Raw genomic sequence first — 25594 nt, 5'->3', positions numbered from 1 at the left:
GGCCCGCCCGGGCCGACTGCGACCGACCGGCTGTGGACCCTCAGGAGGCAGCGCGGGCAGCCGCGTCGAGCTCGACCGCGAGCGCCTCGTCCACCCGAGCGACCAGGTGCGTCCCCTCGGCCAGGTGATCGATGGAGATCACCTCGCCGGCCGTGTGGGCGCGGTGAAGCAGATCACCGCGGGAGTAGGGCACCAGCAGATCGACCTCGACGGCGGGCCGTGGCAGCAGTTCGGCGATCCTCGCCTGCAACTCCGCCACGCCGGCGCCGGTCCGGGCCGAGACCGCGATCGCCCGCGGCTCCCGCGTGCGCAACCGGGCGATGGTCTCCGGTTCGGCGAGATCAGCCTTGTTCAGGGCGACGATCTCCGGGATGTCGGTGACACCCTCGATGTCGCGGAGCACGTCCCGCACGGCGGTGAGCTGGCCCTCGGGGTCGGGGTGGGAGGCGTCGACCACGTGCACGATCACGTCGGCCTCGCCCACCTCCTCCAGGGTGGAGCGGAAGGCCTCCACCAGCTGGGTGGGCAGGTTCCGGACGAATCCGACGGTGTCGGCCAGGGTGAACAGCCGCCCGTCCTCGGTCTCGGCCCGGCGGACGGTGGGGTCCAGGGTGGCGAACAGGGCGTTCTGCACCAGCACCCCGGCTCCGGTGAGCCGGTTGAGCAGGGAGGACTTCCCGGCGTTGGTGTACCCGGCGATCGCCACCGAGGGCACGGCTCCGGTGCGACGCGAGCTCCGGCGGGCGGCGCGGCCCGGTGCCATCCCGGCGATCTGGCGACGCAGCTTGGACATGCGGGTGCGGATGCGGCGCCGGTCGAGCTCGATCTTGGTCTCACCTGGCCCGCGGGAGCCGATGCCCTCACCGCCGGCGGCGCGGCCACCGGCCTGGCGCGACATCGACTCACCCCAGCCGCGCAGGCGCGGGAGAAGGTACTCGAGCTGGGCGAGCTCGACCTGCGCCTTGCCCTCACGGGACTTGGCGTGCTGGGCGAAGATGTCGAGGATCAGCGCCGTGCGGTCGATCACCTTGACCTTGATCACGTCCTCCAGCGCGCGGCGCTGGGAGGGAGCGAGCTCGGAGTCGACGATGACCGTGTCCGCGCCGGTGCTCTTGACGACGTCGGCGAGCTCTGCCGCCTTGCCCGACCCGATGTAGGTGCCCGGATCCGGCGCGGAGCGGCGCTGCAACAGCCCGTCGAGGACCTCCGAACCGGCCGTCTCGGCCAGGGCGGCGAGCTCGCGCAGCGAGACCTCGGCGGCCTCGGCGGTGCCGCGGGTCCACAGGCCGACCAGCACCACGCGCTCCAACCGCAGCTGCCGGTACTCGACCTCGGTGACGTCCTCGAGTTCGGTCGAGAGCCCTCCGACCCGCCGGAGCGCGGCGCGCTCGTCGAGGTCGAGCTGATCACCGCCGTGGGAGCCGTGCTCGTCATCGGTGGCCTGGATGGCCGTTCCCGCCCGTGCCAGGATGCGAGCCACGACGTCCTGCGCGCGGTCCTCGGTGGAGGGCCCGGGCTGCGGCGGGGTCGTGCGGGCGGAAGGTTCGGTCATGGTGTCCTCTCGATCAGGAAGCGATCCTCTACGATCCCACCTGCGCGCGTGGCGGCCAAGGGATTTCACCCAGAGCACACGTCGGAGGTGCCGCGCACCGGCACGTGCAGGGAGGTGACGTCAGTAGGGTGGACGCTCGTGAGCAGTCACTACTTCACCTCACCCGAGGGACCCGGCCGACGGCGCACGCTCACCGTCACCCTGCGGGGCACCCGGACCTCGGTGCAGGTCGACTCCGGCGTGTTCTCGGCCGAACGGCTCGACCCCGGCACCACGGTGCTGCTGGAGACCGTGGGCGACCCTCCGCCGTCGGGAATCCTGCTCGACCTCGGCTGCGGCTGGGGGCCGATCGCGCTGGCGCTGGCCCAGGCGAGCCCCGGCGCCCGCGTGCTGGCCGTCGACGTCAACGAGCGTGCACTGGAGCTGACCCGGCTGAACGGGGCGGGGCACGGGGTCGAGGCGTGGCGACCGGAGGACCTGCTCGGCGCGGAACCGGACCTGCGGCTGGACGCGCTCTGGTCCAACCCTCCGATCCGGATCGGCAAGCCCGCCCTGCACAAGCTGCTGCGCACCTGGCTGCCCCGGTTGCGTCCCGGGGCGCTGGCCCACCTCGTGGTGGCCAAGAACCTCGGCTCGGACTCGTTGCAACGCTGGATCACGGCCGAGCTCGGGCTGACGGCCGACCGCGTCGCGAGCGCGAAGGGCTTCCGGGTGCTGCAGGTCCGCGGCGCCTGAGGCCCGCTACAGCGGCGTGACGCGCCCCACCAGCTCGGCCGGTCCGGCCAGCTCCACGTGCTGGCCGGCGAGCGCGCGCACGCGCAGCGTGCCGCCCGGGACCTGCACCTGCCACTCGTCGGGGGCGCCGTCGCCGAACCAGGTCCGCACGGCCAGCGCCGCGGCGCAGGCACCGGTGCCGCAGGAGAGCGTCTCTCCCACGCCGCGCTCGTGCACGCGCATCCGGATGATCCCCATGGTGACGGTGCCGGTGACCTGACCGTCCCGGTCGACCTCGTCCACCTCCTGCTCCCCGAGCGGCAGCACGAACTCGACGTTGGTGCCGTGGTCGGGGACCGGGTCGACCCCGGGAGCCCGGTGCAGGTCCAGTTCCTCGAGCTCCTCGGCCGACTCGACCGCCACGACGGTGTGCGGGTTCGGCAGATCGAGGCGCAGGCCGGGGCGCTGCTCGCTCAGGCCGGGCACCACGACGCTGACGTCGAAGCCCTCGGCGAGCGCCTCCGCACCGCCGGGGACCGACCACACACCCATGTCGACGGCGTACTCCTCGCCCTCGCGGCGCACCTGCAGCACCCCTGCCCGGGTCGCGATGGCGGTGGTGGCGCCCTCGGGCAGGTCGAGCAGGCTCTCGTGGCGCAGGAAGGCCGCGAACACGCGGATGCCGTTGCCGCACATCTCGGCGATCGACCCGTCGGCGTTGCGGTAGTCCATGAACCACTCCGCCTCGCTCCCGGCGATCCCCGCGGGGAGACCGGGCGCGCTGGTGCGCACAGCCCGGATCACGCCGTCGGCTCCGAAGCCGGTGTGCCGGTCGGCCACCGCGGCGACCATCTCGGCGGTCAGGTCGGCGACGCCGTCGGGGTCGGCGTACAGGAGGAAGTCGTTGCCGGTGCCGTGGCCCTTGACGAAGGTGGGCAGATCCGCTGCGTTCACGCGCTCAGCCTACGTGCCCGGTCGAGCAGGTCCGGCCCCGGGGCGAGCCAGGTCAGGCGGGGGTCGCGCCGGAACCACTTGCGCTGGCGGCGCGCGAGCTGACGGGTGGCCACGGCAGTGCTCTCGATGGCCTCGGCCTCCGTGCATTCCCCCCGGATCCAGGCGATGGCCTGCGCGTACCCGACGGCCCGGGAGGCGGTGCGCCCCTGCTGAAGACCCTCCTCGAGCAGGAGCTCGGTCTCGGCGGCCAGCCCGTCGGCGAACATCCGCCGCGCCCGGGCGGCGATGCGCCGGTCGAGGTCGTCGTCGGGCAGGTCGAGACCCATCTGCACGGCCGGGATCTCGTAGGTGTGGTCGGGCAGGTTCGCCGAGTACGGCCGGCCGGTGAGCTCGATGACCTCCAGCGCCCGTACGATCCGGCGGGTGTTGGCACGATCGATCCGGCTCGCGGCCTCGGGGTCTTGCCGGGCGAGCTCCTGGTGCAGCATCCCTGGCCCTTCGTCGGCGGCGCGCCGCTCCCACGCGGCCCGGACCTGCGGATCGGTGCCGGGGAACTCGATCCGGTCCAGCAGAGCGCGCACGTAGAGGCCGGAGCCGCCCACCACGATCGCCGCGCGGCCGCGCGCGTGGATCGCCGCCACATCGGCTCGGGCCTGCTGTTGGTAGTGGGCCACGTTGGCCTCCTCGGTCACCTCCAGCACATCGAGCTGGTGGTGGGCGATGCCTCGACGCTCGGCCGGAGGAAGCTTGGCGGTGCCGATGTCCATGCCCCGGTAGAACTGCATCGCATCGGCGTTGACGATCTCGGCTCCGGTCTCACCGCCGGCCTCGCTGCCCAGCAACTCAGCCAGGTCGAGGGCGAGATCGGACTTGCCGGTCGCGGTGGGGCCGACGACGGCGATCAGCGGTGGATCAGCCACGGTGTCAGGCGCGCACGCGCAGCGAGGGCATGCCCAGGGTGACCGGGGCGCCGGCGGGCGGGCCGCCGTCGGGAGATCCGGGCGCGCCGTGGGAGTGCCCGCCTTCCTGGCGGGCCTGCCACGCATCCCCGGCGCGGGTGCGACGCACCGCGAAGGTGCCACCGGCAAGACCGGAGTCGGCGATGAGGTGGTAGGGCGCGGAGCGGGTGACGGTCGCGGTGACCATGTCCCCGGGGCGCGGCCGCTCCATCTCGGGCAGGCCGGCCACATGCTCGGGCAGCCCGACGTGGACGAGGCGGTTGTCCTCGGCGCGCCCGGTCAGCCGCTGGGTGGCGGTGTCCTTGCGGCCCTCGCTCTGGGCGATCAGGACGTCGAGGGTGCGGCCCACCTGCGCGGCGTTCTCCTCCTCCGAGATGCGGTCCTGCAGTGCTGCCAGGCGCGCGTACCGCTCGGCGACCACCTCGGGCGGTACCTGGTCGGGTAGATCCACAGCCGGCGTGCCCGGGCGCGGGGAGTACTGAAAGGTGAAGGCGCTGGCGAACCGGGACGCCTCGACCACGTCGAGGGTGGCTTGGAAGTCCTCCTCGGTCTCCCCCGGGAAGCCGACGATGATGTCGGTGGTGATCGCGGCGCGCGGGATCTGCTCGCGGACCCGGTCCAGGATGCCGAGGAACTTCGCGCTGCGGTAGGAGCGGCGCATGGCCCGCAGCACCCGGTCCGAGCCGGACTGCAGCGGCATGTGCAGCTGCGGCATCACGTTCGGGGTCTCGGCCATCGCCTCGATGACGTCGTCGGTGAACGCCGCCGGGTGGGGGGAGGTGAACCGGACCCGCTCGAGGCCGTCGATCCTGCCGGTGGCCCGCAGCAGCTTGGCGAAGGCGCCCCGGTCGCCGAACCCGACGCCGTAGGAGTTGACGTTCTGGCCGAGCAGGGTCACCTCGATGGCTCCCTGCGCCACGACGGCCTCCACCTCGGCAAGCACGTCCCCGGGTCGACGGTCGCGTTCCTTGCCGCGCAGGTGCGGCACGATGCAGAAGGTGCAGGTGTTGTTGCAGCCGACCGAGATGGACACCCAGGCGGCGTAGGCGCTCTCCCGCTTGGTGGGCAGCGTGGAGGGGAACGTCTTGAGCGACTCCTCCAGTTCGATTTGCGCGGTCTCGTTGTGCCGGGCGCGCTCGAGCATGGCGGGCAGGACGTCGATGTTGTGGGTGCCGAAGACGACGTCCACCCAGGGCGCGCGATCGACGATGCCGCCCTGGTCCTGCTGGGCCAGGCAGCCGCCGACGGCGATCTGCAGGTGCGGGTTGGTCTTCTTCAGGCTGGCGAGCTGGCCGAGGTTGCCGTAGAGGCGATCCGAGGCGTTTTCCCGGACGGCGCAGGTGTTGATCACCACGACATCGGCCCCTTGGGCCTCGGCCATCAGCGAGCCCGCACCGCGGGTGGTAGCCGGCGTGTAGCCGGCGTCCTCGAGCAGGCCGGCCATGCGCTCGGAGTCGTGCACGTTCATCTGGCAGCCGAGCGTGCGCACCATGTAGGTGCGGGGGCGGTCGAGGGTGCTCACGCGTGCTGATTCTACGCGCTCGTCGGCAGGATCTCGCGGTTGCCCGGCCCCCGGCGCGGGGCTCCGACGCGGCTGCCGCACGAGGGTCGATGAACGGATCGTGTCCGTTCTGTGACCGATGTGCCTCCCCCGCGTCACACAGAGGAGTTAGGTTGCGTCTATGACTGACAGCTCCGTGAACTCCGTCACACCCGACGGCGACCAGGTGCCAAGCCATTCCGGCGAGCCGCTCGTTGTGCTCGCCGACGTCAACAAGTACTTCGGCGATCTGCACGTGCTCCAGGACATCAACCTCACCGTGCATCGGGGCGAGGTGGTGGTGGTGATCGGCCCGTCCGGATCCGGGAAGTCGACCCTGTGCCGGGCGATCAACCGCCTCGAGCCGATCAACTCGGGCACGATCACCCTGGACGGGCAGCCGCTGCCGGAGGAGGGCAAGGCGCTGGCCAGGCTGCGCGCCGACGTCGGCATGGTGTTCCAGTCCTTCAACCTGTTCGCGCACAAGACGATCCTCGAGAACGTCACGCTCGGTCCCATCAAGGTCAAGCGGGCCAAGCCCGCGACGGCGAAGAAGCGCGCCATGGAGCTGCTGGAGCGGGTCGGGGTGGCCAACCAGGCGGAGAAGTTGCCGGCACAGCTCTCCGGCGGACAGCAGCAGCGGGTCGCCATCGCCCGCGCGCTCGCGATGGAGCCGAAGGTGCTGCTCTTCGACGAGCCCACCTCGGCGCTGGACCCGGAGATGGTGAACGAGGTGCTCGACACCATGGTCGCCCTCGCCAAGGAGGGCATGACGATGGTGGTCGTCACCCACGAGATGGGATTCGCGCGCAAGGCGGCCGACCGGGTGGTCTTCATGGCCGACGGCCAGATCGTCGAGGAGGCCGAACCCGAGAAGTTCTTCACCGATCCACAGAGCCATCGTGCCCAGGACTTCCTCGGGAAGATCCTGGCGCACTGAGAAGCCCGGGCCGTCGAGGAACCCTCGCAGCCCGGCGAACCACTCCCGCACAACCTGAAGGAGACATCATGAAGAGCACACGCGTAGCGTTGGCGGCATTCGCCGCCGTGGGGGCACTGACGTTGGGGGCCTGTAGCACCGCCGAGCCGGGCGAGCAGGAGGAGACCGGCGGCGAGGAGATGACCGACGACGGCGGCGAAGCGACCGACGACGGTGGCGAGATGTCCGAGGGCCTGCGGATCGGCATCAAGTTCGACCAGCCGGGTCTCGGCTTCCAGGACGGTGGTGACTACACGGGCTTCGACGTCGACGTGGCGCTCTACGTCACCGAGCAGCTCGGGTACTCGCCGGATCAGATCGAGTTCGTCGAAGCACCGTCGGCACAGCGCGAGACGATGCTGCAGAACGGGCAGGTCGACATGATCTTCGCGACCTACTCGATCACCGACGAACGCGACGAGGCCGTCGACTTCGCCGGGCCGTACTTCGTCGCGGGTCAGGACCTGCTCATCCGTGCCGAGGACGAGGGCACCATCACGGGGCCGGAGTCGTTGGACGAGCTCAACCTCTGCTCCGTCTCGGGTTCGACATCTGCGCAGCGCGTCGTGGACGAGTACGCGGCGGGCGCCAACCTCATCGAGCAGCCCGGGTACTCCGAGTGCATCCAGTTCCTCACCGGCGGCCAGGTCGACGCCGTGACGACCGATGACATCATCCTCGCCGGCCTCGCCGCTGCCGAGGGCAGCGGGAGCCTGCAGGTGGTCGGCAGCCCGTTCTCCGAGGAGAACTACGGCGTCGGCCTTCCCGATGGTTCGGACCTCTGCGAGGACATCAACGCAGCGATCCAGGCCATGATCGACGACGGCTCGTGGGAAGAAGCGGTGACGTCCAACACCGACGGCACCGGGTACACGCCGAACAGCGAGTTGAACCCGCCGGAGATGCGCGGCTGCTCGTCCTGACCGGAGTGCGTGTGGTGGCGGCACGATCGGCCGCCACCACACGCATGTCCCCGCTGATCGCCTCGTGACATCGAGGCCCGACCTGACGAAGGTGGTGTGCCGGTGAGTGACTTCCTCGAGGTCCTCTCCACCTACGACATCGCTGGTGCCTACTGGGTCAACCTGAAGCTGACCTTCTTCGCCGCGATCTTCGCTTTCGTGCTGGGCACCGTCCTGGCCATGATGCGTATCTCACCGATCCCCTCCCTGCAGCTCGCCGGCGCGGGCTACGTGAACCTCGTGCGGAACACGCCACTCACCATCGTGATGGCCTCGGGGATTCTCGTGCTCTGGCCGCAACTCGGTATTCAGTTCTCGGACGACTTCGCGACCAACTTCTTCTGGCTGGCCGTGGTGGCGCTGACGATCTACCACGCATCCTTCGTGACCGAGTCGATCCGATCAGGAGTGAACACCGTGCCGGTCGGCCAGGCCGAGGCCGCTCGCGCGATCGGTCTGGCCTTCCTTCCTGCAGCCCGGCTCGTGATCCTTCCGCAGGCGCTTCGGGGCGCCATCGCACCACTGGGCAACACCCTGATTGCCTTGATCAAGAACAGCACGGTCGCCGCCGCCGCATCCGTCCCCGAGATCTCGGTGCTGATGCGGTCGATGATCGAGAACGATGCGAACTACGTCGTTCCCATCTTCCTGACCATCGCGGTCGGCTTCGTGATCATCGTGGTCCCGGTCGGGCTTGTGACGACCTACCTCTCACGACGTCTGGCGGTGTCCCGATGAGCGCACAATCAGTCCTGTTCGACGCCCCCGGCCCCAAGGCGCGTCGCAATATCAGGATCGGCAACGTCGCTGGGACGATCCTCGTCCTCGGGATCCTGGCCTGGGCCATCGTCCAGATGGCGGAGAAGGGCCAGTTCGATCCAGCCAAGTGGGCCGCGATGATCGAGCCGGACACGTGGCAGTTCTACTTCCTCCCCGGGCTGCAGAACACGCTGACGGCTGCTGCGTACTCGATCGTGCTCGCGATGATCTTCGGCCTGCTCTTCGGGGTGGGCCGACTCGCCCGGAATCCGGTGATCCGCGGATTCTGCAGCCTGATCGTGGAGTTCTTCCGCGCTGTGCCGGTGCTCATCATGATGATCGCCGGCTGGTTCACTGCGGCACTCGTGCTGAATGTCACGCCCGAGGATGCGCCACTGTTCGGGGTCGTGATCGGCCTGACCCTCTACAACGGCTCGATCATCGCCGAGCTGGTCCGTTCCGGCGTGCACGGGCTGGCGAAGGGCCAAGGCGAAGCCGCGCTGGCGATCGGCATGACCCGCGGTCAGTCGCTGCGTTCCGTGGAGTTGCCGCAGGCGCTGATCGCCATGCTGCCGTCCCTGATCAGCCAGTTCGTCGTCATCCTCAAGGACACCGCACTCGGCTACATCATCACCTATCCGGAGTTGCTGCGCTCGGCTCGCTTGATCGGTTCCAATGCGCCATTCCCGATCCTGCAGGCCTTCGCCGTCGCCGCCGTGATGTTCATCGTGATCAACGTGGTGTTGTCGTTCGTCGCCGGGCGGCTGGCGCGCCGAATCGGCGGTCGGTCCGGCGCTGCCGGCAAGGCCGCACCCCGCGTCGGCATCACGACCGGCCTTGCCGGCACGGCCGACACCAGGGACGAAACCGGGAACATGTGACAAGCGCGGTGCCGCTACACCAGCAGGCCTGTAGTCGTGAGCGGGACCCTCTGTGGCTCCGCGTGCGTCAGGGGGTCTCCAGGAACCCCTCGTGCTGCTCGGCTTCCTGCCCTGTTACCTCCTCGGCCTCATCGCGCAGCACCTCATCCACGGCGCTGAGTGCCACAGCGGGACCGTACCCCTTGCGCGCGAGCATGCTCACGAGCCGGCGGCGCCGCTTCTGAAACTCCAGCCCCGTGGTGCTGCGCGCCTTGCGCCGGACCAGCTCCCGGGCGCGCTCATGCTCGTCCTCGGGCTGCACCGCCTCGAGCGCCTCGTCCGCCACATCCCCCTCGATGCCCTTGCGCCGGAGTTCCTGGGCAAGGGCACGCCGCGCGAGTCCTCGATCGTTGTGGCGGCTGCGCACGAACATCTCGGCGTAGGCGGCGTCATCCACGAGCCCGACCTCGGTGAACCGGTCGAGCACCTTCTCCGCCACCTCGTCCGGCACGTCCTTGGCAGCCATGGCCTCGGCGAGCTGTGCGCGGGACTGCGGTGCCGCATTCAGCTTGCGCAACGCGATGGTGCGCGCCACGTTCTCCGGGTCGGGCTCGGCATCCTGGGCCGCTGCGCCGCGATCAGGTGGGTCCTGACCGGGCGCGCCCCTGCGTCGAGTCCTCACGTCGAACCACTCCCCTGGGTGCTCGGCTTGATCTCCGGTCAACCTCGACGATCGATGAGTCGAGCGGCCGCCGACGGCCTGGGTGTCACGCCGCCGGCGGACCGCTCGCGGCCGGGTCAGAAGTCGACAGCCTCCGCCTTGTCGGCTGCTTCCTCGACCGCCTCGAGCTTGACGCCGATGCCGAGCTTGGTCTTGATCTTCTCCTCGATCTCGACTGCGAGCTCGGGGTTGTCCTTGAGGAATCGGCGGGAGTTCTCCTTGCCCTGGCCGAGCTGGTCACCTTCGTAGGTGTACCAGGCACCGGACTTGCGGACGATCCCGTGCTCGACACCGAGGTCGATGAGACTGCCCTCGCGCGAGATCCCGACGCCGTAGATGATGTCGAACTCGGCCTGCTTGAACGGCGGGGCCATCTTGTTCTTCACGATCTTGGCGCGGGTACGGTTACCCACCGAGTCCGTACCCTCCTTGAGGGTCTCGATCCGGCGCACGTCGATACGCACCGAGGCGTAGAACTTCAGCGCCTTGCCACCCGTGGTCGTCTCGGGGGACCCGAAGAACACGCCGATCTTCTCGCGGAGCTGGTTGATGAAAATCGCGGTCGTGCCCGAGGAGCTCAGCGCACCGGTGATCTTGCGCAGCGCCTGCGACATCAGCCGCGCCTGCAGACCCACGTGGCTGTCGCCCATCTCGCCTTCGATCTCGGCCTTCGGCACCAGTGCCGCCACCGAGTCGATCACGATGATGTCCAGGGCACCGGAGCGGATCAGCATGTCCATGATCTCCAGCGCCTGCTCACCGGTGTCCGGCTGGGACACCAGGAGCGCGTCAGTGTCCACGCCGAGCTTCTTGGCGTACTCCGGGTCGAGCGCGTGTTCGGCGTCGATGAAGGCAGCGATGCCGCCGTTCTTCTGAGCGTTGGCGACCGCGTGCAGTGCCACGGTCGTCTTACCGGAGGACTCCGGGCCGTAGACCTCGATGACGCGTCCGCGCGGGAGTCCGCCGACTCCGAGAGCGACGTCCAGGGCGATGGACCCGGTCGGGATCACTGCCACCGGGGGCCGGGTGTCGTCGCCGAGGCGCATCACCGAGCCCTTGCCGAAGTTCCGATCGATCTGTGCGAGCGCGGCGTCGAGAGCCTTGCTGCGATCTGCTGCGGGTGCTGCAGCCATGGTTCACCTTCTTCGTCTGATGGGCGGTGATCCGCCTCGTTCTCGGATGGGACTGGTCTTTTCAGGGACCCGCCCTCTCCGGGCGGCAACCTCGAACGCAGGCTATGTCCGACCACCGACATCCGGATCCGGCCGACCACGGGTTGTGGACGACGCGTCACCGTTCCTACGTCTGTGCACACAGTAGGCGAACGCGTGTTCGATCGCAGCATCGACGCGCCGGGCGCGCCGCGATCAATGGGTGGCGAGGCTCCTGCGCCCCCTCGACGGTCGCCCGCCGGCCGCGGTACGCACGCGTGGTCGACCCAGCCGCCGGCGCATGCCCGCGCGCCGCTCCGTCAGCGCGACCGCTCCGCCCGCCGATGCCGCCACCGCACCGACTCCGGCAACTCGTTGACCTCGCAGATCGCCGCCCAGACGTTCCTCGGCGACTCGCCGTCGGCCAGCGCCTGATTCGCGGTGCGGCTGCCGAGCGGCGCCAGCACGAGATCCTCGGCGAGCGAGGGCGCGTAGGCACCGAAGGTGTCCCGCATCGCGACCTGGAACTCGGAGTGCTTCACACCACCAGCCTACGTCCACCGGCGATGTCAGAGGGTCGTGGAACCGTAGGAAACATGGCGAGGGATAAGCGAGAGACGAGCGCAGCGAAGGGGCGGGGCCGTGCCCGACGGGTGTCCGCCGACCCCTTGCGGGTCCCGACGAACCACCGTAGGATAGAACGTATGTTCGACTCGCAGAGGGATGACATGGAGGCCGGCCGGAAGGCCGGTCTGGAACTGTCCTGGTCCGCCCTCTCGGAGATCGAGCTCGGGATGCTCGCCGTCGTCGTCGAGGACCGCACCCCCTGGGACGAACGACTGCGTGATCAACCGGGCGGAGCGCCGCTGCTCGCTCAACTGGAGAGTATCGATCTCGACGAACTGGACGAGTCGGCGCTCGTGGAGGTCGCGGCCGCCGCCGCCCGAGTCACCTCCCGCGCGCAACAGATCCAGCTGCGGGCCGCCGCCACCCTCGCCGGCCGGGCACCGCTGAACCCCGAGGCGATGGCCGAGCACACCAACGGCCCGGTCGGCGTGGCCGGCGACTGTCTGGCCCTGCGGCTGCGGTGCAGTACCCGGGAGGGGCATGACCTGGTGCGACGTGGCAAGCAGCTCGCCACGGTGCTCACCCGTACCGACGACGCGCTCGCGACCGGAGCGATCGACCGCCCTCGCGCCGTGGCGATCGCCGACGGGCTGGAGCAGGTCCCCTGGCAGATCGCCCTCGCGGTGGAGGACTCCGTCCTCGACCGTGCCCCAGGGCGCACCCCGGCCCAGGTTCGCGCCGACGTCGCGGCCGCGCTGATCGCAGTCGATCCGGACGAAGCACATGCCCGCGCGAGCCGGCGCCGAAGTCAACGGCGTGTCAGCCGCCCACGAGCCCTTCCCGACAGCGTGGCCTCCCTACGCGTGGAAGGACCCGTGGCGGATGTGCTCACCCTCGACCTGGCCCTCGATGGTGCGGCGCGGGCCGCCAGGGCCGGTGGTGATGAACGCACGCTCGAGCAACTGCGCTTCGACATCCTGACCGGCCTCGGGCATCAGGCCCTGGGCACCGGCGTCCTGGCCGCGTCCGGCCCGCACTCCGGTCCCGCTGAAGCGGACGGATGGCCGCTGGCGACGCGCAACGGCCACCGGCCCAGCGTCCACGTCACCGTCGGACTCGATCAACTGCTCCCGGCAGCAGGAGACTCCCGCTCCCCCGGTGTTTTCGGAATCGATGCCGATCCTCCAGCCCTCACCCTCGGCGAGGTGCCCGAGCTCGACGGATACGGCCCGATCGCCCCGGCTACCGCTCGCGCCCTCGCCGCGGGTGGGATCTGGCGCCGGATGGTGACCGATCCCGTGACCGGCGCGCCCGTCGACCTCGGGCGGACGCGGTACACGCCACCGGCAGCAATGGCCGATCGCATCCGCGCTCGCGACGGGACGTGCGTCCGCCCGGGCTGCTCACATCGCGCGATCGAGGCACAGCTCGACCACACCACCGCCTATGACCGTGGCGGCCGCACGAGCGACGCGAACCTCGGAGCCCTGTGCACCCGCGATCATCTGCTCAAGACCCATGGCGACTTCACCCTGAACCAGCCCGAGCCCGGCGTGTTCGAGTGGATCACCCCCACCGGGCATCGCTACCGGCGCAAGCGAGATGGCACCACCGTCGACCTCGAACGGGACGGGCACCACCCGCTCGATGACGATGCCCCGCCCTTCTGACAGCCGATGCGCCGTGCCGGCCCGGCGGGATGTCACGAGGGCACGATGCCAGCCCGAACTCAGGACGGCCGGCGCGATGTCCGGAGGGCACGAGGTCCGGAGGGCACGATGTCAGCCCGGCGCGGCACAATGAGGTTCGTGCCCCGAACCTCCGACGCCGGCCCACCTGGCGATGCGCTGACCGCATTCAGCGACGCCACCCGTCGCTGGTTCACGAGTGCGTTCGAGGCCCCGACCACCGCGCAGTCGGGCGCCTGGGAGGCCGTGGCCTCCGGCCAGCACGCTCTGGTCATCGCGCCGACGGGCTCAGGAAAGACACTGGCTGCCTTCCTCTGGGCGGTGGACCAACTGCTCACCGGCACCCAGCCCGCCGAGCGCTCTCGACGCTGCCGCGTCCTCTACGTCTCGCCACTCAAGGCCCTCGCCGCCGACGTCGAGCGCAACCTGCGCTCGCCGCTGGTGGGGATCACCCAGACCGCGACGGCGCAGGGCGCCTCGGTCAACGACGTCCAGGTCGGCGTCCGCACCGGCGACACCCCAGCCTCCGAACGCCGCAGATTCTCCACCCACCCACCGGACATCTGCATCACGACCCCCGAGTCACTGTTCCTCATGCTGACCTCCTCCGCCCGCGAGGGACTACGCGGTGTGGAGGCCGTGATCATCGACGAGGTGCATGCCCTGGCCGGGAACAAGCGCGGCGCCCACCTGGCGATCTCGCTCGAGCGCCTGGACGCTCTGCTCGAGCGGCCTGCCCAGCGCATCGGCCTCTCGGCGACCGTGCGCCCGCCGGAATCGGTGGCCGCCTATCTCGCCGGGAGCCGCAGCCTGGACGAAGGCGGCCGCTCCACCCGCATCGTCCAGCCCCACGTGGACAAAGAACTCCAGATCGATGTCGTCGTCCCCGTCCCGGACCTCTCCGATCTGAGTTCAGCGGCCTCCGGTCCCGGCTCAGGCGCGGATCTCAGCGGCGACGCAGCCGGCATGGTGCCCGAGGGCAAGACCCCGTCCGGCAGCTCGATCTGGCCCCACGTCACCGAACGCGTGGTCGACCTGATCACCAGCCACACCTCCACCATCGTGTTCACCAACTCGCGGCGCGGCGCCGAACGCCTGGCCGCCCGGATCAACGAGCACTACGCCGAGCGGCTCGGGCTCGGCTCCGAGCTCGACGAGGGATCGGCCTGGGCCGCCGAGCTCCCCGCACAGTCGGGCACCGCGCTTCCGCAGCCGGACCACCTTCCCGCCGACGCCATCATCGCGCGCCCCCACCACGGATCGATGAGCCGCGAGGAACGCACCGCGACCGAGACTGCGCTCAAGAACGGCACCCTGCCGGCTGTCGTCGCCACCAGCTCGCTCGAGCTGGGCATCGACATGGGCGCCGTGGACCTCGTCGTCCAGGTCGGAGCACCGCCGTCGGTGGCGAGCGCGCTGCAACGCATCGGACGCGCCGGTCACCAGGTCGGCGCCCTCTCCCGCGGCGTCGTCCTGCCCACGCATCGCGGTGACCTGCTCGCCGCGGCCACCACCTCCGCGCGGGCTCGTGACGGCGCGATCGAGGAGGTGCACGTCCCGGCGAATCCGCTCGACGTGCTCGCGCAGCAGATCGTGGCGATGTGCGCGCAGGAGGTGTGGACCGTCGAGGAGCTCGCCGCGCTCATGCGCCGCTCCGTACCCCTGACCCACCTGAGCGACCGTGTGCTCACCGCCGTGCTGGACATGCTCGCCGGGCGCTACCCGAGCGAGGAGTTCGCCGATCTACGCCCCCGCCTGACCTGGGACCGGGTGGCCGGCACCCTCACCGGGCGCCCCGGCACGCTGCTGCTGGCCGCCACCAGCGGCGGCACCATCCCCGACCGTGGCCTGTACGGAGTCTATGTCGTCGGGCAGGATGCGAGCGCACGCGGCGGTAAGCGCGTGGGCGAACTCGACGAGGAGATGGTCTACGAGTCGCGCACCGGCGACACCTTCACCCTCGGCTCCTCCACCTGGCGCATCGAGGACATCACGCCCGATCGGGTGCTCGTCTCCCCCGCACCGGGTCTACCCGGCCGACTGCCGTTCTGGAAGGGCGACCGACCCGGGCGGCCGGCTGAGCTCGGTCGCGCGATCGGTGCCATGGTGCGCGAGGTCGCCGACCGCGGGATCACCCCCGAGGCCGTCCAGGACTGGGGCCTGGACGCGTGGGCGCAGGAGAACCTGCTCACCTACCTGCGTGAGCAGCAGAGTGCCACCGGCCGGTTGAGCACCGACCGCTCGATCGTGGTCGAGCGCTTCCGCGACGAGCTCGGGGACTGGCGGGTGGTCATCCACTCCCCCTACGGCGCGGAGGTCCACGCGCCCTGGGCGCTGATCCTCTCCGCCCGGCTGCGGGAACGCTTCGGCATGGACGTGGCCGCGATGCACGCCGACGACGGCATCGTGCTCAGGCTCCCGGACACCGACGCCACCTGGTCGCTGACCGGGTCCGGGCCGGCGGACGACCCCTACGGTCCCGTGCGAGCGGACACGCAGGGCCTCGCGGACCCGCCGGGAGCCTCGGCGGCCGCCGAGGTCACGCTGGAGGACCTGCTGCTCGACCCGGACGAGCTGCGCGCTCAGGCGCTGGCCGCGCTCTCCGGGAGCGCCCACTTCGCGGCTCGGTTCCGCGAGGCTGCAGCACGCTCCCTGCTGCTGCCGGCCCGCCGACCGGACCGCCGCCAGCCGCTCTGGCAACAGCGCCAGCGCAGTGCCCAGCTGCTCTCGGTGGCCGCCGGCCATGCCGACTTCCCGGTCGTGCTGGAGGCGGTGCGGGAGTGCCTGCAGGATGACTACGACATCGACGCCCTGGCCGCGCTGATGCGGGAGATCCGGGCCAGGGACGTGCAGGTGGTGGAGGTCAGCACCCCCTCCCCGTCCCCGTTCGCCCAGTCGCTGCTGTTCGGCTACGTCGCGCAGTTCCTCTACGGCGAGGACACGCCGCTGGCCGAACGGCGGGCAGCAGCCCTCACCCTGGACGCCTCACTGCTCTCCGACCTGCTGGGCGAAGGCGCCGAGATCGCCGACCTGCTGGATCCGCAGGCGCTGCGCTCGGTGGAGGACGAGGTCGGCTGGCGCACGGAGTCCGCCCGGGCCCGGGACCGGGAGGGACTGCTGGACCTGGTGCGACGCCTCGGCCCGGTGACCGAGGACGACCTGGCCGCGCGATGCACCGAACCTGCCTCGGTGGCGGACTGGCTCTCGGCCCTGCAGGGCGAGCGCCGGGTGCTCCCGGTGCGGGTAGCCGGTGAGAGCCGGTGGATCGTCGTGGAGGACGCCGGGCGCATCCGCGACGCCCTCGGGGTCCCCCTGCCGACGGGCCTACCCGAGGCGCTCACCGAACCCGTCCCGCGCGCGCTCGAGGATCTCGTGCGGCGATTCGCCCGATCCCACGGCCCGTTCCGCGCCGGTGAGCTCGCACACTGGCTCGGGCTGGGACCCGGCGCGCTCACCGCCACCGTCACCGAGCTCGTGCGTGCGGGGGCGCTGACCAGCGGGGCTCTACGTCCACCGGGGGCCCAGACGGCGGCCGGAGCCTCGATGCCTGGGCCGGACTACTGCGACGCCGACGTGCTGCGGCGGATCCGGCGCCGCAGTCTGGCCGCCCTCCGCGCGGAGGTGGAAGCCGTACCCCCGGCGCGGTTGGGAGTCTTCCTCCCCCGCTGGCACCAGGTGCAGGCACTGCGCGGCACCGACGGCGTCCTCACCGCCATCGACCAGCTCGCCGGCACGCCGGTGGCCGCCTCGGCGTGGGAATCGCTCGTGCTGCCCGCCCGGGTCAGCGACTACACGCCGGAGATGCTCGATGAACTGACCACCGCCGGCGAGGTGGTCTGGGTGGGCGCCGGCTCCGGCCCGGGCAACGACGGACTCGTCGCGCTGCTCCCGGCCGACGCGGTCGCCGACCTCGCCCCGGCCGGTGAACTGGCGGTCGAGACGCCGGTGCACCGCGCACTGCTGGACATCCTCGGCCGAGGTGGTGGTCTGTTCTACCGCGACCTGGTCACGACCCTGCGCGAGGAGTGGCAGGAGGAGGTTCCACCGACGTCGGAGGCCGTGCTCGCGGCCCTGTGGGAGTGCCTGTGGGCTGGCAGCGTCACCAACGACAGCCTCGCGCCGCTGCGCGCGCGCCTGGGTGCACGGCCGCGCCCGGGCGCAGGCTCGGCCCGGCGCGCCCGCCCTCGAGCCCGCCCGCGGGGCCGCTCCCTGCGTGCCCTGCACAGTGGCCCGCCGGTCCCTGAGACCGGCGTGGGCCGGTGGTCCCGGGTGGGCGCACGGTCCGATGGGTCACGCCGCGCCACGATGGCGGCCATCGCCTTGCTCGACCGCGACGGCCTGGTCACCCGCGGCAGCGCCGCACTCGCCGTCCCCGGTGGCTTCGGCACCGCCTACCGGGCGTTCGCCTCGCTCGAGGAGAGCGGGCAGGTGCGGCGGGGGTACTTCGTCGAAGGTCTCGGAGCGGCTCAGTTCGCCGTCCCGGATGCCGTGGAGCGCCTCCGCGGCACAGGCGCAGGCGCGTCGAGTCCGGCGCTGCTCCTGGCCGCGACGGATCCGGCGAACCCCTACGGCGCCGCGCTCTCTTGGCCGGACCCGGTCGGCATGACCGGCGAGGGCACTGCGCACCGGCCCGGGCGCAAGGTCGGGGCCAGCGTGATCCTCTGCGACGGCGAGCCGGTGCTCTACCTCGAACGGGGAGCGCGCTCGGTGCTCAGCTTCAGCACCGAGCCTGTCCGGCTGGAAGCCGCCGCGGCCGAGCTCGTGCGCCGGGCCCAGTCCGGCGGGCTGGGCCGGTTCACGGTGACGCGGCTCGACGGCGTCCCGGCCCTGAGCTCGGACGCGCCTCTCGCCCAGGCACTGCTCGAGGCCGGGTTCCTCGCCACCCCGAGCGGCCTGCGGATCCGCCGGAGGTGAGCGATGCCCGAGGGTGACGTCCTGCGCCGGGTGGCTCGCCGGCTGACGGCGGCGCTGGCCGACCTGCCGCTGATGCGGTCCGAGCTGCGATGGCCGGGCGCCTCCGGGATCGATCTGGTCGGCCGCACCAGTCTGGGGACGGTCTCCTACGGCAAGCACCTGTTGACGCGCTTCGATGACGGTCGCACGGTGCACTCCCACCTGCGGATGGACGGGCGATGGCTCGTCCATCGAACGCGCATGCCACCACAACCGTTCGGTCGACCGCTGGTGCGCGCCGTGCTGGCCACCGAGCGCTGGACCTGCGTCGGGGACGAGCTGGGCATGCTGGAGGTGGTGCGCACGCGCGATGAACGGCGCCTGCTCGGCCACCTCGGACCCGACCTGATGGCCGACGATCCCGATCTGGCGCGGGCGGCCGAGAACCTGCGCGGTCAGGGTGGGCGCGCCGTCGGTGCCGTCCTGCTGGACCAGAGCGTCGCCGCGGGCATCGGGACCATCTACCTCGCGGAAACGCTGTGGCGGCATCGCATCAGCCCGTGGCGGCCCGCCTCGGGGGTGGAGGATCCGGAGTCGGTCTACGGGACCGCCGCCGCCCTGATGCGCCAGTCGGCCGATGCCCCGACGCTGACGGCCACCGGTCACCGGGAGCGGCCCACCCCCGTGCACGGGCGCGCCGGGCTGCTATGCCACAGGTGCGGCAGCATGATCGCTGTCGCACCTGTGGGAGACCCGCCCTACGAACGGCCCGCGTTCCACTGCCCCGCCTGTCAGCCGGACTGACCGGGCAGCTCCGTGCAGGACACCGGCGGGAACTGTCAGACGGCCGCGAGATCCTCGTCGCGGTCCCGGCCGACCTGGTAGACGAAGTCCGGCGGAATGGTGTCCGGAATCGCCACGCCCTCGGCGATGGCCACGCGGTCCGAGACCTCTCGCAGCACGACCGCGAGCGGAATGTTCAGTGCCGAGCAGATCGAGGACAGCAACTCCGAGGAGGCCTCCTTCTGACCGCGCTCGACCTCGGAGAGGTATCCCAGCGACACACGTGCCGCCGAGGACACCTCACGCAGCGTCCTGCCCTGGCCTTGCCGGGCGCCCCGGAGGACATCACCGATCTCTCGTCGTAGAACCACCATGGTGTGTCCCTCCTCTCGCTCTGCGTTGCTCGTGCTGCTCATGGGACTCTTACCGTACCCCGGCCGGGTGACAGTCGCGTGACGGGTGCCACCACGTGGACCCGGGGTGCGGGCCGGCGGGCGCGTCGCGCCACGCCGTGCAGGCGACTTGGGCTTCCTGGTCTCGATCATCACCCTGATCAACGCCGCACCCCGGTGTTCTGTTCCCCCACCCAGTGCGTGCACGCTCACGTCCGATCAGCCAGCACCGCACCGGCCGCAGCCAGCGCGAGCGAGACTGCCGCGGCCTGGACCGCCGGCCGGGTCCCGGCCAGGTGGTATCCACGCACGTGCACCAGGGTCTCGTCCTCCGGGTGCGCGCCGGCCAGGACCGCTGCCACATAGAGCGTCCCAGCCGGCCGGCCATCGGCCGGCCCGGGCCCGGCGACACCCGTCGTAGCCAGGCCGAGTCCGGCCCCGAGGAGGCCGCGGACGCCGTCGGCCATCTGCACGGCCACCTGCGGGTGCACGGGACCACCGCGGTCCAGCAGATCCCGGTCCACTCCCAGCAGCGCCGCCTTCACCTCGGTGGCGTAGGCCACCACGCCCCCGGTCAGCACCGCCGACGCCCCCGGGATGTCCGCAAGCCGCGCGGCGAGCGCCCCCGCCGTCAGCGACTCTGCCACGGCCAGAGTGACCCCGGCCTCCCGCGCCCGGTCGATCACCCGGCCGGCAGCCCGCACCGCCGCGGTGCTCACGGCTGCTGCTGGGCTGCGATCCGCCAGGCCCGCCAGCAGTAGTCCACACCGGTGACCACGGTCACCGCGGTGGCGGCATAGAGGACGACCAGCCCCGCGACACTCACGACGGCCCCCACCGGATCCCCGAGCAAGGCCTGCGCGGGCAGGATCAGCAGACAGATCGCGATCACCTGCAGCACGGTCTTGAGCTTGCCGCCGTTCGAGGCGGCCATCACCGAGCGCCGCACCATGACGAACCGGAGCACGGTGATGCCGATCTCCCGCACCAGGATGAGCACGGTCACCCACCACGGGACATCGCCGAGCACGGAGAGGACCACGAAGGCCGAGCCGGTGAGCAGCTTGTCCGCGAACGGGTCGGCGATCTTGCCGAAGTCGGTGACGATCCCGCGCGCGCGGGCGATCGACCCGTCGAGCTTGTCCGTGATGGCGGCGGCCACGAAGACACCCAACGCCGCCAGCCGCATCGTCGACGTGTCCTGCCACAGCAGCACCACGAACACCGGGACCAGGGCGATCCGCAGCATCGTGAGGACGTTCGGCAGGTTCCACACCGGTGAGATCGGGTGGGCAGCTGGTTCCGGCGAGCTCGTCACCTGCCCAGCGTAGGGGAACCAGCCCCCGGCGTCAGTGCACGGGTGTACAGCGGGTCGCGGTACTCTGCCGCCGTGGCGACCGACACCAGCAAGCACTGGCTCCTTCCCGCCGTCCTCGTCCTCGTCCTGGTCGTGGGGATGGGTGTCGCGGCCGCGCTCGCATTCCCGCTCGGGTCGGGCTCCCCGCCCACCTCGACGACGACCTCGGCGCCCTCCCCGACCAGCGAACCCGCCGATCCCACCGAGAACGGCACGCCGGAGCCCACCGCGGAGCCCGCCGAGGACGCCGAGTTCACCATCGGGGCGGCAGGCGACGTGCTCCCGCACGATACCCCGATCCGGGAGGCGCGCACCGGTGAGGGCTACGACTTCACGCCCATGCTCGAGGCCACCCGGGAATGGAGCACCGGTGTCGATCTGGCCCTGTGCAACATGGAGGTGCCGCTCGCACTGCCCGGCGAGGAGCCGACCGGCTACCCGCTCTTCGGCGCTCCCGGCGAGCTCCCGGCGAACCTGGCCGACCTCGGCTGGGACGGGTGCTCGACCGGCACGAACCACTCGCTCGACCGTGGCTACGACAACCTCGTCCACACCCTCGACGTGTTCGATGAGGTGGGGCTGGGGCACGCCGGATCGGCGCGTAGCGACGCGGAGGCAGCCACCCCGCAGCTGTACCGGCTCGAGCGCGGCGGCCGCACGGTGACCGTCGCTCAACTGGGTGGCACCTATGGCACGAACGGCCTGCCGATCCCCGACGACGCCCCGTGGGCGGTCAGCCTGCTCGACGCCGACGCGCTCGTCGACCAGGCCCGTGCCGCCCGGCAGGAGGGGGCCGACCTCGTCGTGGCAACCCTGCACTGGGGGATGGAGTACCAGTCGGCGCCGAACGCGGATCAGCGCGCCCTGGCCGAGGAGCTGGCCGCCTCGGGCGAGATCGACCTAATCATCGGCAACCATCCGCACGTGCCACAGCCGTACGAGCTCCTCGACGGCGGCCCGGACGGGTCGGGCATGTGGGTCGCCTGGTCGCTGGGGAACTTCATCTCCAACCAGGACGACGCCTGCTGCGTGCCCCAGACCGCGACCGGCCTGTTCATGACCGCGACGGTGCAGGTGCCCGCCGAGGGGCCGGTCCGCGTGAGCGGGATGGAGTGGACCGCGATGACGGTCGACCGGGTCGGCGGACAGCACGTCTATCCGCTGGCCGACCTGCTCGACGGTGCCCAGCCGGAGGGGATGACCCTCAGCGACTCGGTGCTCGCCTCCCGGGCGGAGGGAGTGCGTGAGGTGATGGCCGAGTCCACCGGCGCCGACTTCTCCCAGCGCACGCGCCCACCCGAGATGACCGGACCCGAGCCCGAGGTGGTCCCCCGCTCCTGACGGCCTGTCAGCCCCGACCTGTCAGCCCGGCCTTGTCAGCCCCGGTCGGTCAGCGACCAGGCGTCCTCGGACTCCTCATCGGACTGGTCCTCGCCGTCGGAGTAGTCGATCGGGCCCGCGGCGTCCTCGGCGTCCTCGACCGCCCCTGGCGGCGTCTCACCGCGCAGCGTCGCGAGCGTGGCGGGCAGGTCATCGGGCTGCACCATCACGTCGCGCGCCTTCGACCCCTCCGAGGGGCCGACGATCTCCCGCGACTCCAGCAGATCCATCAGGCGACCGGCCTTGGCGAAGCCGACGCGGAGCTTGCGCTGCAGCATCGAGGTCGAGCCGAACTGGGTGGTCACCACCAGCTCGGCCGCCTGCAGCAGCAGATCGAGGTCGTCGCCGATGTCCTCGTCGACCTGCTTCTTCGCCTGCGGGACGATCACGTCCTCGCGATAGCTCGGCTTGAGCTGGCTCTTGACGTGCTCGACGACCTCGTGGATCTCGGACTCGGTGACCCACGCCCCCTGCACGCGCATGGGCTTGGAGGCGCCCATCGGCAGGAACAGCGCATCGCCCTGGCCGATCAGCTTCTCGGCCCCGGGCTGGTCCAGCACCACCCGGGAGTCGGCGAGCGAGGATGTCGCGAACGCCAGCCGGGAGGGCACGTTGGCCTTGATCAGCCCTGTGACCACGTCCACGCTCGGTCGCTGGGTGGCGAGCACGAGGTGGATACCGGCGGCGCGGGCGAGCTGGGTGATGCGCTGGATCGAGGCCTCGACGTCCCGTGGGGCGACCATCATCAGGTCGGCGAGCTCGTCGACGATCACGAGCAGGTACGGGTAGGGGGTGATCGTGCGCTCGCTGCCCGGCAGCGGCTGCACCTTCCCGCTGCGCACCCCGGCGTTGAAGTCGTCGAGGTGCTTGTAACCGTAGGTGGCGAGATCGTCGTAGCGGGTGTCCATCTCGCGCACCACCCACTCCAGCGCCTCGGCGGCCTTCTTCGGGCTGGTGATGATCGGCGTGATCAGGTGCGGGATGCCCTCGTAGATGGTCAGCTCCACGCGCTTCGGGTCGACCAGCACCATCCGGACCTCTTCCGGCGTGGAGCGCATCATGATCGAGGTGATCATCGAGTTCACGAAGGAGGACTTACCGGCGCCGGTGGCTCCGGCCACCAGCATGTGCGGCATCTTGGCGAGGTTGGCCACCACGTAGCCGCCCTCGACGTCCTTGCCGACGCCCATCACCATCGGGTGCTCGGTCCGGCGGGCCGGACCCGACCGCAGCACGTCGCCGAGGGCGACCGTCTCGCGGTCGGCGTTCGGGATCTCGATCCCGATCGCCTTCTTCCCGGGGATCGGGGAGAGGATGCGCACGTCCGCCGAGGCCACCGCATAGGCGATGTTCTTGCTCAGGGCCGTCACCCGCTCGACCTTCACGCCGGCACCGAGCTCGACCTCGTAGCGCGTGACCGTGGGGCCACGGGTGAAACCGGTGACCTCGGCATTGACGCCGAAGTCGGTCAGCACCGCCGTCAGGGCCTCGACCACGCGGTCGTTGGCCGCTGAGCGGGTCTTGTGCGGAGGCCCCTGGAGCAGGACGTCGTCGCCGGGAAGCGTGTACGTCAGGCCCGGGTCGAGCACGAGCTGCTCGGCCCGCGCCGGGAGCGCCTCGGTCGGTGGCGGAGCCAGGCCCTCGCTCGGGTCGGCGTGCTCGGGCTCCGGCTCGGCGGCTGCCGCAGGCGCGAGCGAGGCCGGGTCCTCCGGTGCGACCTGGGCCGCCTGCTCGAACGCCTCGTCGCCCTGGAATGCGCCCGGCTCGACGGCGGAGCCCGCCTTCGCCTTGCTCGCACGCTTGCGCCGGCGACCGACGGCTTCGCGGGCCGCGTCGCCGGCGTCTGAGCTCCCGAACTCCTCGTCCCCACCGCTGTGCGCGTCATCCTCGGGCTCGACGTCCTCGACGTCGCGGCCGGTGATCCAGTCGATCCCCTGCTGGAACCGGCGCGGGATCGCCGCGACCGGCGTCGCCGTCACCACGAGCAGCCCGAAGAACCCGAGCAGCGAGAGCAGCGGGATCGCGACCCAGATCGTCAGCGCCGTCGAGACGGGGTTCGCCGCGACCCAGCCGATGAGCCCTCCGGCGCCGAAGACGTCGAACCACTCGGGCGGCGCGGGACGGCCGGAGGCCACGTGGACGAGGCCACACACGGACACCACGATCGCACTCAACCCGATGGTGATACGGCCGTTGACCTCGGGGCGATCGGGATGGCGCATCAGCCGGACCGCCAGGAACACCAGGATCACCGGGATCGCGACGGCGAGGACGCCCACCCCGCCGGCGGCGGCGGCGTGCACCCACTCCCCCGCGGTCCCGGAGAGCCCGAACCACTCGCGCACGGCGACGATCACGGCGAGCGCGAGCAGCAGGAAGGCCAGACCGTCCCGGCGGTGTGCCGGGTCGAGGCCTTTGGCCCCGGACCCGATCGAGCGGGCCGTACCCCCCACCACGTGGGCGGCGCCCATCCAGATGCCGCGCACCACGCGGATGGGCAGGGCGGGCTTGCCCGGCTGCTGCGGACCGCGACCACGGGACGTCGACGAACCGGACCGGGCGCCACTCTTGGCACCCGTGCTCGTGCTCTTCTTGCGTCCTGGTGCGGCGGACCGTCCGGGGGAAGTCGTCCGGGTCGCCATGATGTGTCTCGTCCCTCCTCAGTCAGGCATGCCGAGACAGGCCTGTCGGGCTCTACTCAACCAGTCGAGGCCGGCAGGCGCGCCGACTGACACGCGGGCGGAGGCGGATCAGTCGGCCTGGTCGATCGCATTCTCGCCGGCGATGTAGGTCTCACAGACCTGCTCGTCGTGGGGCTCGTCTCCGAAGAGCTGGTCGAGCGTGGGGTCATCGATCTGCTCGCAGTAGCCGTCCTCCGCCGGAGTCGGCGCGCCGCCCTCAGCAGGCAGGCTCACGATCTCGCCGCCGCCGGGGTGCCGGCAGGTGGATGCCCGGCCCGGTTCCTGGCTGGAGGAGGAGTTGCACTCCCACTCGCCGATGGTGAGGTAGGCGCCACTGCCTTCCGGGATCGACGGCGGATCGTTGTAGTAGGTGTCGAGCAGTTCCTCGGCGGCGACGCAATCGAGGTCCCCGGCGATGATCTCGACCGTCAGCGTCTCCCCGATGGTGGAGACCACCGACCCGCAGGCCTGCGGTCCGGTCACGACCGCCTCGAGCGAGGATTCGGCCGTAGGTTCGGGCGAGGGCTCGGACGGCGTGCTCTCGGCCGGTTCCGCCTCCTCGGCTGGGCTCGGCGAGGCCGGTGTCGTGCCGCCCTGGCTACCGGTACCGGCGTCGGGGGCGCAGGCCACGAGCGCGAGCACGGCCATCAGCACGGGCAGCACGGGCAGCGCAGGCGACGCGCGCAGGACGGGACGGGCCAT

Annotated in this window: 21 protein-coding genes; 9 read left to right on the top strand and 12 right to left on the bottom strand. The window is 71.2% G+C overall.

Going from position 1 to position 25594, the window contains the following annotated elements; all coding sequences use genetic code 11:
• Nucleotides 1-40: 40 nt before the first annotated feature.
• Nucleotides 41-1552: a GTPase HflX gene (gene hflX, locus LQF12_RS06395; RefSeq protein WP_231055133.1), complete on the bottom strand. Its 1512-nt coding sequence runs from the start codon at nucleotides 1550-1552 to the stop codon at nucleotides 41-43.
• Between the two features lie 138 nt (nucleotides 1553-1690).
• Between hflX and LQF12_RS06390 the strand changes: the two genes are divergently transcribed.
• A complete protein-coding gene (locus LQF12_RS06390; protein WP_231055132.1) occupies nucleotides 1691-2287 on the top strand; it encodes a class I SAM-dependent methyltransferase in 597 nt (198 codons plus the stop codon).
• A gap of 6 nt (nucleotides 2288-2293) precedes the next feature.
• Here LQF12_RS06390 and dapF read toward each other — a convergent pair whose 3' ends face one another.
• The 3 genes from dapF to miaB are packed head-to-tail and all read right to left on the bottom strand — an operon-like array spanning nucleotide 2294 to nucleotide 5671.
• Nucleotides 2294-3220, bottom strand: a complete 927-nt coding sequence (gene dapF, locus LQF12_RS06385; RefSeq protein WP_231055131.1) for a diaminopimelate epimerase — start codon at nucleotides 3218-3220, stop codon at nucleotides 2294-2296.
• On the bottom strand, nucleotides 3217-4140 hold the full coding sequence (gene miaA, locus LQF12_RS06380) for a tRNA (adenosine(37)-N6)-dimethylallyltransferase MiaA (RefSeq protein ID WP_231055130.1): 924 nt from the start codon (nucleotides 4138-4140) through the stop codon (nucleotides 3217-3219). The genes dapF and miaA overlap by 4 nt, the downstream gene beginning before the upstream one ends.
• A gap of 4 nt (nucleotides 4141-4144) precedes the next feature.
• A complete protein-coding gene (gene miaB, locus LQF12_RS06375; RefSeq protein ID WP_231055543.1) occupies nucleotides 4145-5671 on the bottom strand; it encodes a tRNA (N6-isopentenyl adenosine(37)-C2)-methylthiotransferase MiaB in 1527 nt (508 codons plus the stop codon).
• Between the two features lie 190 nt (nucleotides 5672-5861).
• Here miaB and LQF12_RS06370 point away from each other — a divergent pair, with 190 nt between their 5' ends.
• The 4 genes from LQF12_RS06370 (at nucleotide 5862) to LQF12_RS06355 (ending at nucleotide 9300) form a co-directional block, all read left to right on the top strand.
• Nucleotides 5862-6659 carry an amino acid ABC transporter ATP-binding protein gene (locus LQF12_RS06370; protein ID WP_231055129.1) on the top strand — a complete coding sequence of 266 codons (798 nt, stop codon included), beginning with the start codon at nucleotides 5862-5864 and terminating at the stop codon, nucleotides 6657-6659.
• A 68-nt stretch (nucleotides 6660-6727) separates the two neighbouring features.
• Nucleotides 6728-7621, top strand: coding sequence for a glutamate ABC transporter substrate-binding protein (locus tag LQF12_RS06365; RefSeq protein ID WP_231055128.1), 894 nt, complete (start codon nucleotides 6728-6730; stop codon nucleotides 7619-7621).
• 102 nt (nucleotides 7622-7723) lie between these two features.
• A complete protein-coding gene (locus LQF12_RS06360) occupies nucleotides 7724-8398 on the top strand; it encodes an amino acid ABC transporter permease (RefSeq protein WP_231055127.1) in 675 nt (224 codons plus the stop codon).
• A gap of 116 nt (nucleotides 8399-8514) precedes the next feature.
• On the top strand, nucleotides 8515-9300 hold the full coding sequence (locus LQF12_RS06355) for an amino acid ABC transporter permease (protein WP_354004703.1): 786 nt from the start codon (nucleotides 8515-8517) through the stop codon (nucleotides 9298-9300).
• 67 nt (nucleotides 9301-9367) lie between these two features.
• On the opposite strand, the gene LQF12_RS06350 is transcribed toward LQF12_RS06355, so the two are convergent.
• The 3 genes from LQF12_RS06350 to LQF12_RS06340 form a co-directional block, all read right to left on the bottom strand.
• The gene (locus tag LQF12_RS06350) at nucleotides 9368-9961 is read right to left on the bottom strand and encodes a regulatory protein RecX (protein WP_231055125.1); all 594 of its coding nucleotides are present in this window, start codon (nucleotides 9959-9961) and stop codon (nucleotides 9368-9370) included.
• Nucleotides 9962-10077: 116 nt separating this feature from the next.
• On the bottom strand, nucleotides 10078-11133 hold the full coding sequence (recA, locus tag LQF12_RS06345; protein WP_231055124.1) for a recombinase RecA: 1056 nt from the start codon (nucleotides 11131-11133) through the stop codon (nucleotides 10078-10080).
• Between the two features lie 338 nt (nucleotides 11134-11471).
• Nucleotides 11472-11693: a DUF3046 domain-containing protein gene (locus LQF12_RS06340; RefSeq protein WP_231055123.1), complete on the bottom strand. Its 222-nt coding sequence runs from the start codon at nucleotides 11691-11693 to the stop codon at nucleotides 11472-11474.
• 162 nt (nucleotides 11694-11855) lie between these two features.
• Between LQF12_RS06340 and LQF12_RS06335 the strand changes: the two genes are divergently transcribed.
• From LQF12_RS06335 to LQF12_RS06325, 3 genes are all read left to right on the top strand, one after another.
• Nucleotides 11856-13388 carry an HNH endonuclease signature motif containing protein gene (locus tag LQF12_RS06335; RefSeq protein WP_231055122.1) on the top strand — a complete coding sequence of 511 codons (1533 nt, stop codon included), beginning with the start codon at nucleotides 11856-11858 and terminating at the stop codon, nucleotides 13386-13388.
• A gap of 129 nt (nucleotides 13389-13517) precedes the next feature.
• Complete coding sequence (locus tag LQF12_RS06330; RefSeq protein ID WP_435531224.1) at nucleotides 13518-18320, top strand: Lhr family ATP-dependent helicase; 4803 nt, start codon at nucleotides 13518-13520, stop codon at nucleotides 18318-18320.
• A gap of 3 nt (nucleotides 18321-18323) precedes the next feature.
• Entirely contained in the window at nucleotides 18324-19103 is a 780-nt protein-coding gene (locus LQF12_RS06325) for a DNA-formamidopyrimidine glycosylase family protein (protein ID WP_231055120.1), read from the top strand.
• Nucleotides 19104-19138: 35 nt separating this feature from the next.
• Here LQF12_RS06325 and LQF12_RS06320 read toward each other — a convergent pair whose 3' ends face one another.
• The 3 genes from LQF12_RS06320 to pgsA all read right to left on the bottom strand — a co-directional run bounded on the left by LQF12_RS06320 (nucleotide 19139) and on the right by pgsA (nucleotide 20792).
• Nucleotides 19139-19456 (bottom strand): helix-turn-helix domain-containing protein, encoded by a 318-nt coding sequence (locus tag LQF12_RS06320; RefSeq protein ID WP_231055542.1) that lies wholly within the window; start codon nucleotides 19454-19456, stop codon nucleotides 19139-19141.
• 227 nt (nucleotides 19457-19683) lie between these two features.
• Nucleotides 19684-20193, bottom strand: a complete 510-nt coding sequence (locus tag LQF12_RS06315) for a CinA family protein (RefSeq protein WP_231055119.1) — start codon at nucleotides 20191-20193, stop codon at nucleotides 19684-19686.
• Nucleotides 20190-20792 (bottom strand): CDP-diacylglycerol--glycerol-3-phosphate 3-phosphatidyltransferase, encoded by a 603-nt coding sequence (gene pgsA / locus LQF12_RS06310; RefSeq protein WP_290370740.1) that lies wholly within the window; start codon nucleotides 20790-20792, stop codon nucleotides 20190-20192. The genes LQF12_RS06315 and pgsA overlap by 4 nt, the downstream gene beginning before the upstream one ends.
• Nucleotides 20793-20864: 72 nt before the next feature.
• Between pgsA and LQF12_RS06305 the strand changes: the two genes are divergently transcribed.
• Complete coding sequence (locus tag LQF12_RS06305) at nucleotides 20865-22172, top strand: CapA family protein (RefSeq protein WP_231055118.1); 1308 nt, start codon at nucleotides 20865-20867, stop codon at nucleotides 22170-22172.
• A gap of 35 nt (nucleotides 22173-22207) precedes the next feature.
• Here the strand turns inward: LQF12_RS06305 and LQF12_RS06300 are convergent, their stop codons facing one another.
• The gene (locus LQF12_RS06300) at nucleotides 22208-24853 is read right to left on the bottom strand and encodes an FtsK/SpoIIIE family DNA translocase (protein WP_290370739.1); all 2646 of its coding nucleotides are present in this window, start codon (nucleotides 24851-24853) and stop codon (nucleotides 22208-22210) included.
• A gap of 108 nt (nucleotides 24854-24961) precedes the next feature.
• The gene (locus LQF12_RS06295; protein ID WP_231055117.1) at nucleotides 24962-25594 is read right to left on the bottom strand and encodes a hypothetical protein; all 633 of its coding nucleotides are present in this window, start codon (nucleotides 25592-25594) and stop codon (nucleotides 24962-24964) included.

It is taken from the genome of Ruania suaedae, assembly GCF_021049265.1.
In the GTDB taxonomy this organism is placed as follows: domain Bacteria; phylum Actinomycetota; class Actinomycetes; order Actinomycetales; family Beutenbergiaceae; genus Ruania; species Ruania suaedae.
Note: the sequence above shows the minus strand (reverse complement) of the source record. Positions and strands in the feature narration are given on the sequence as shown.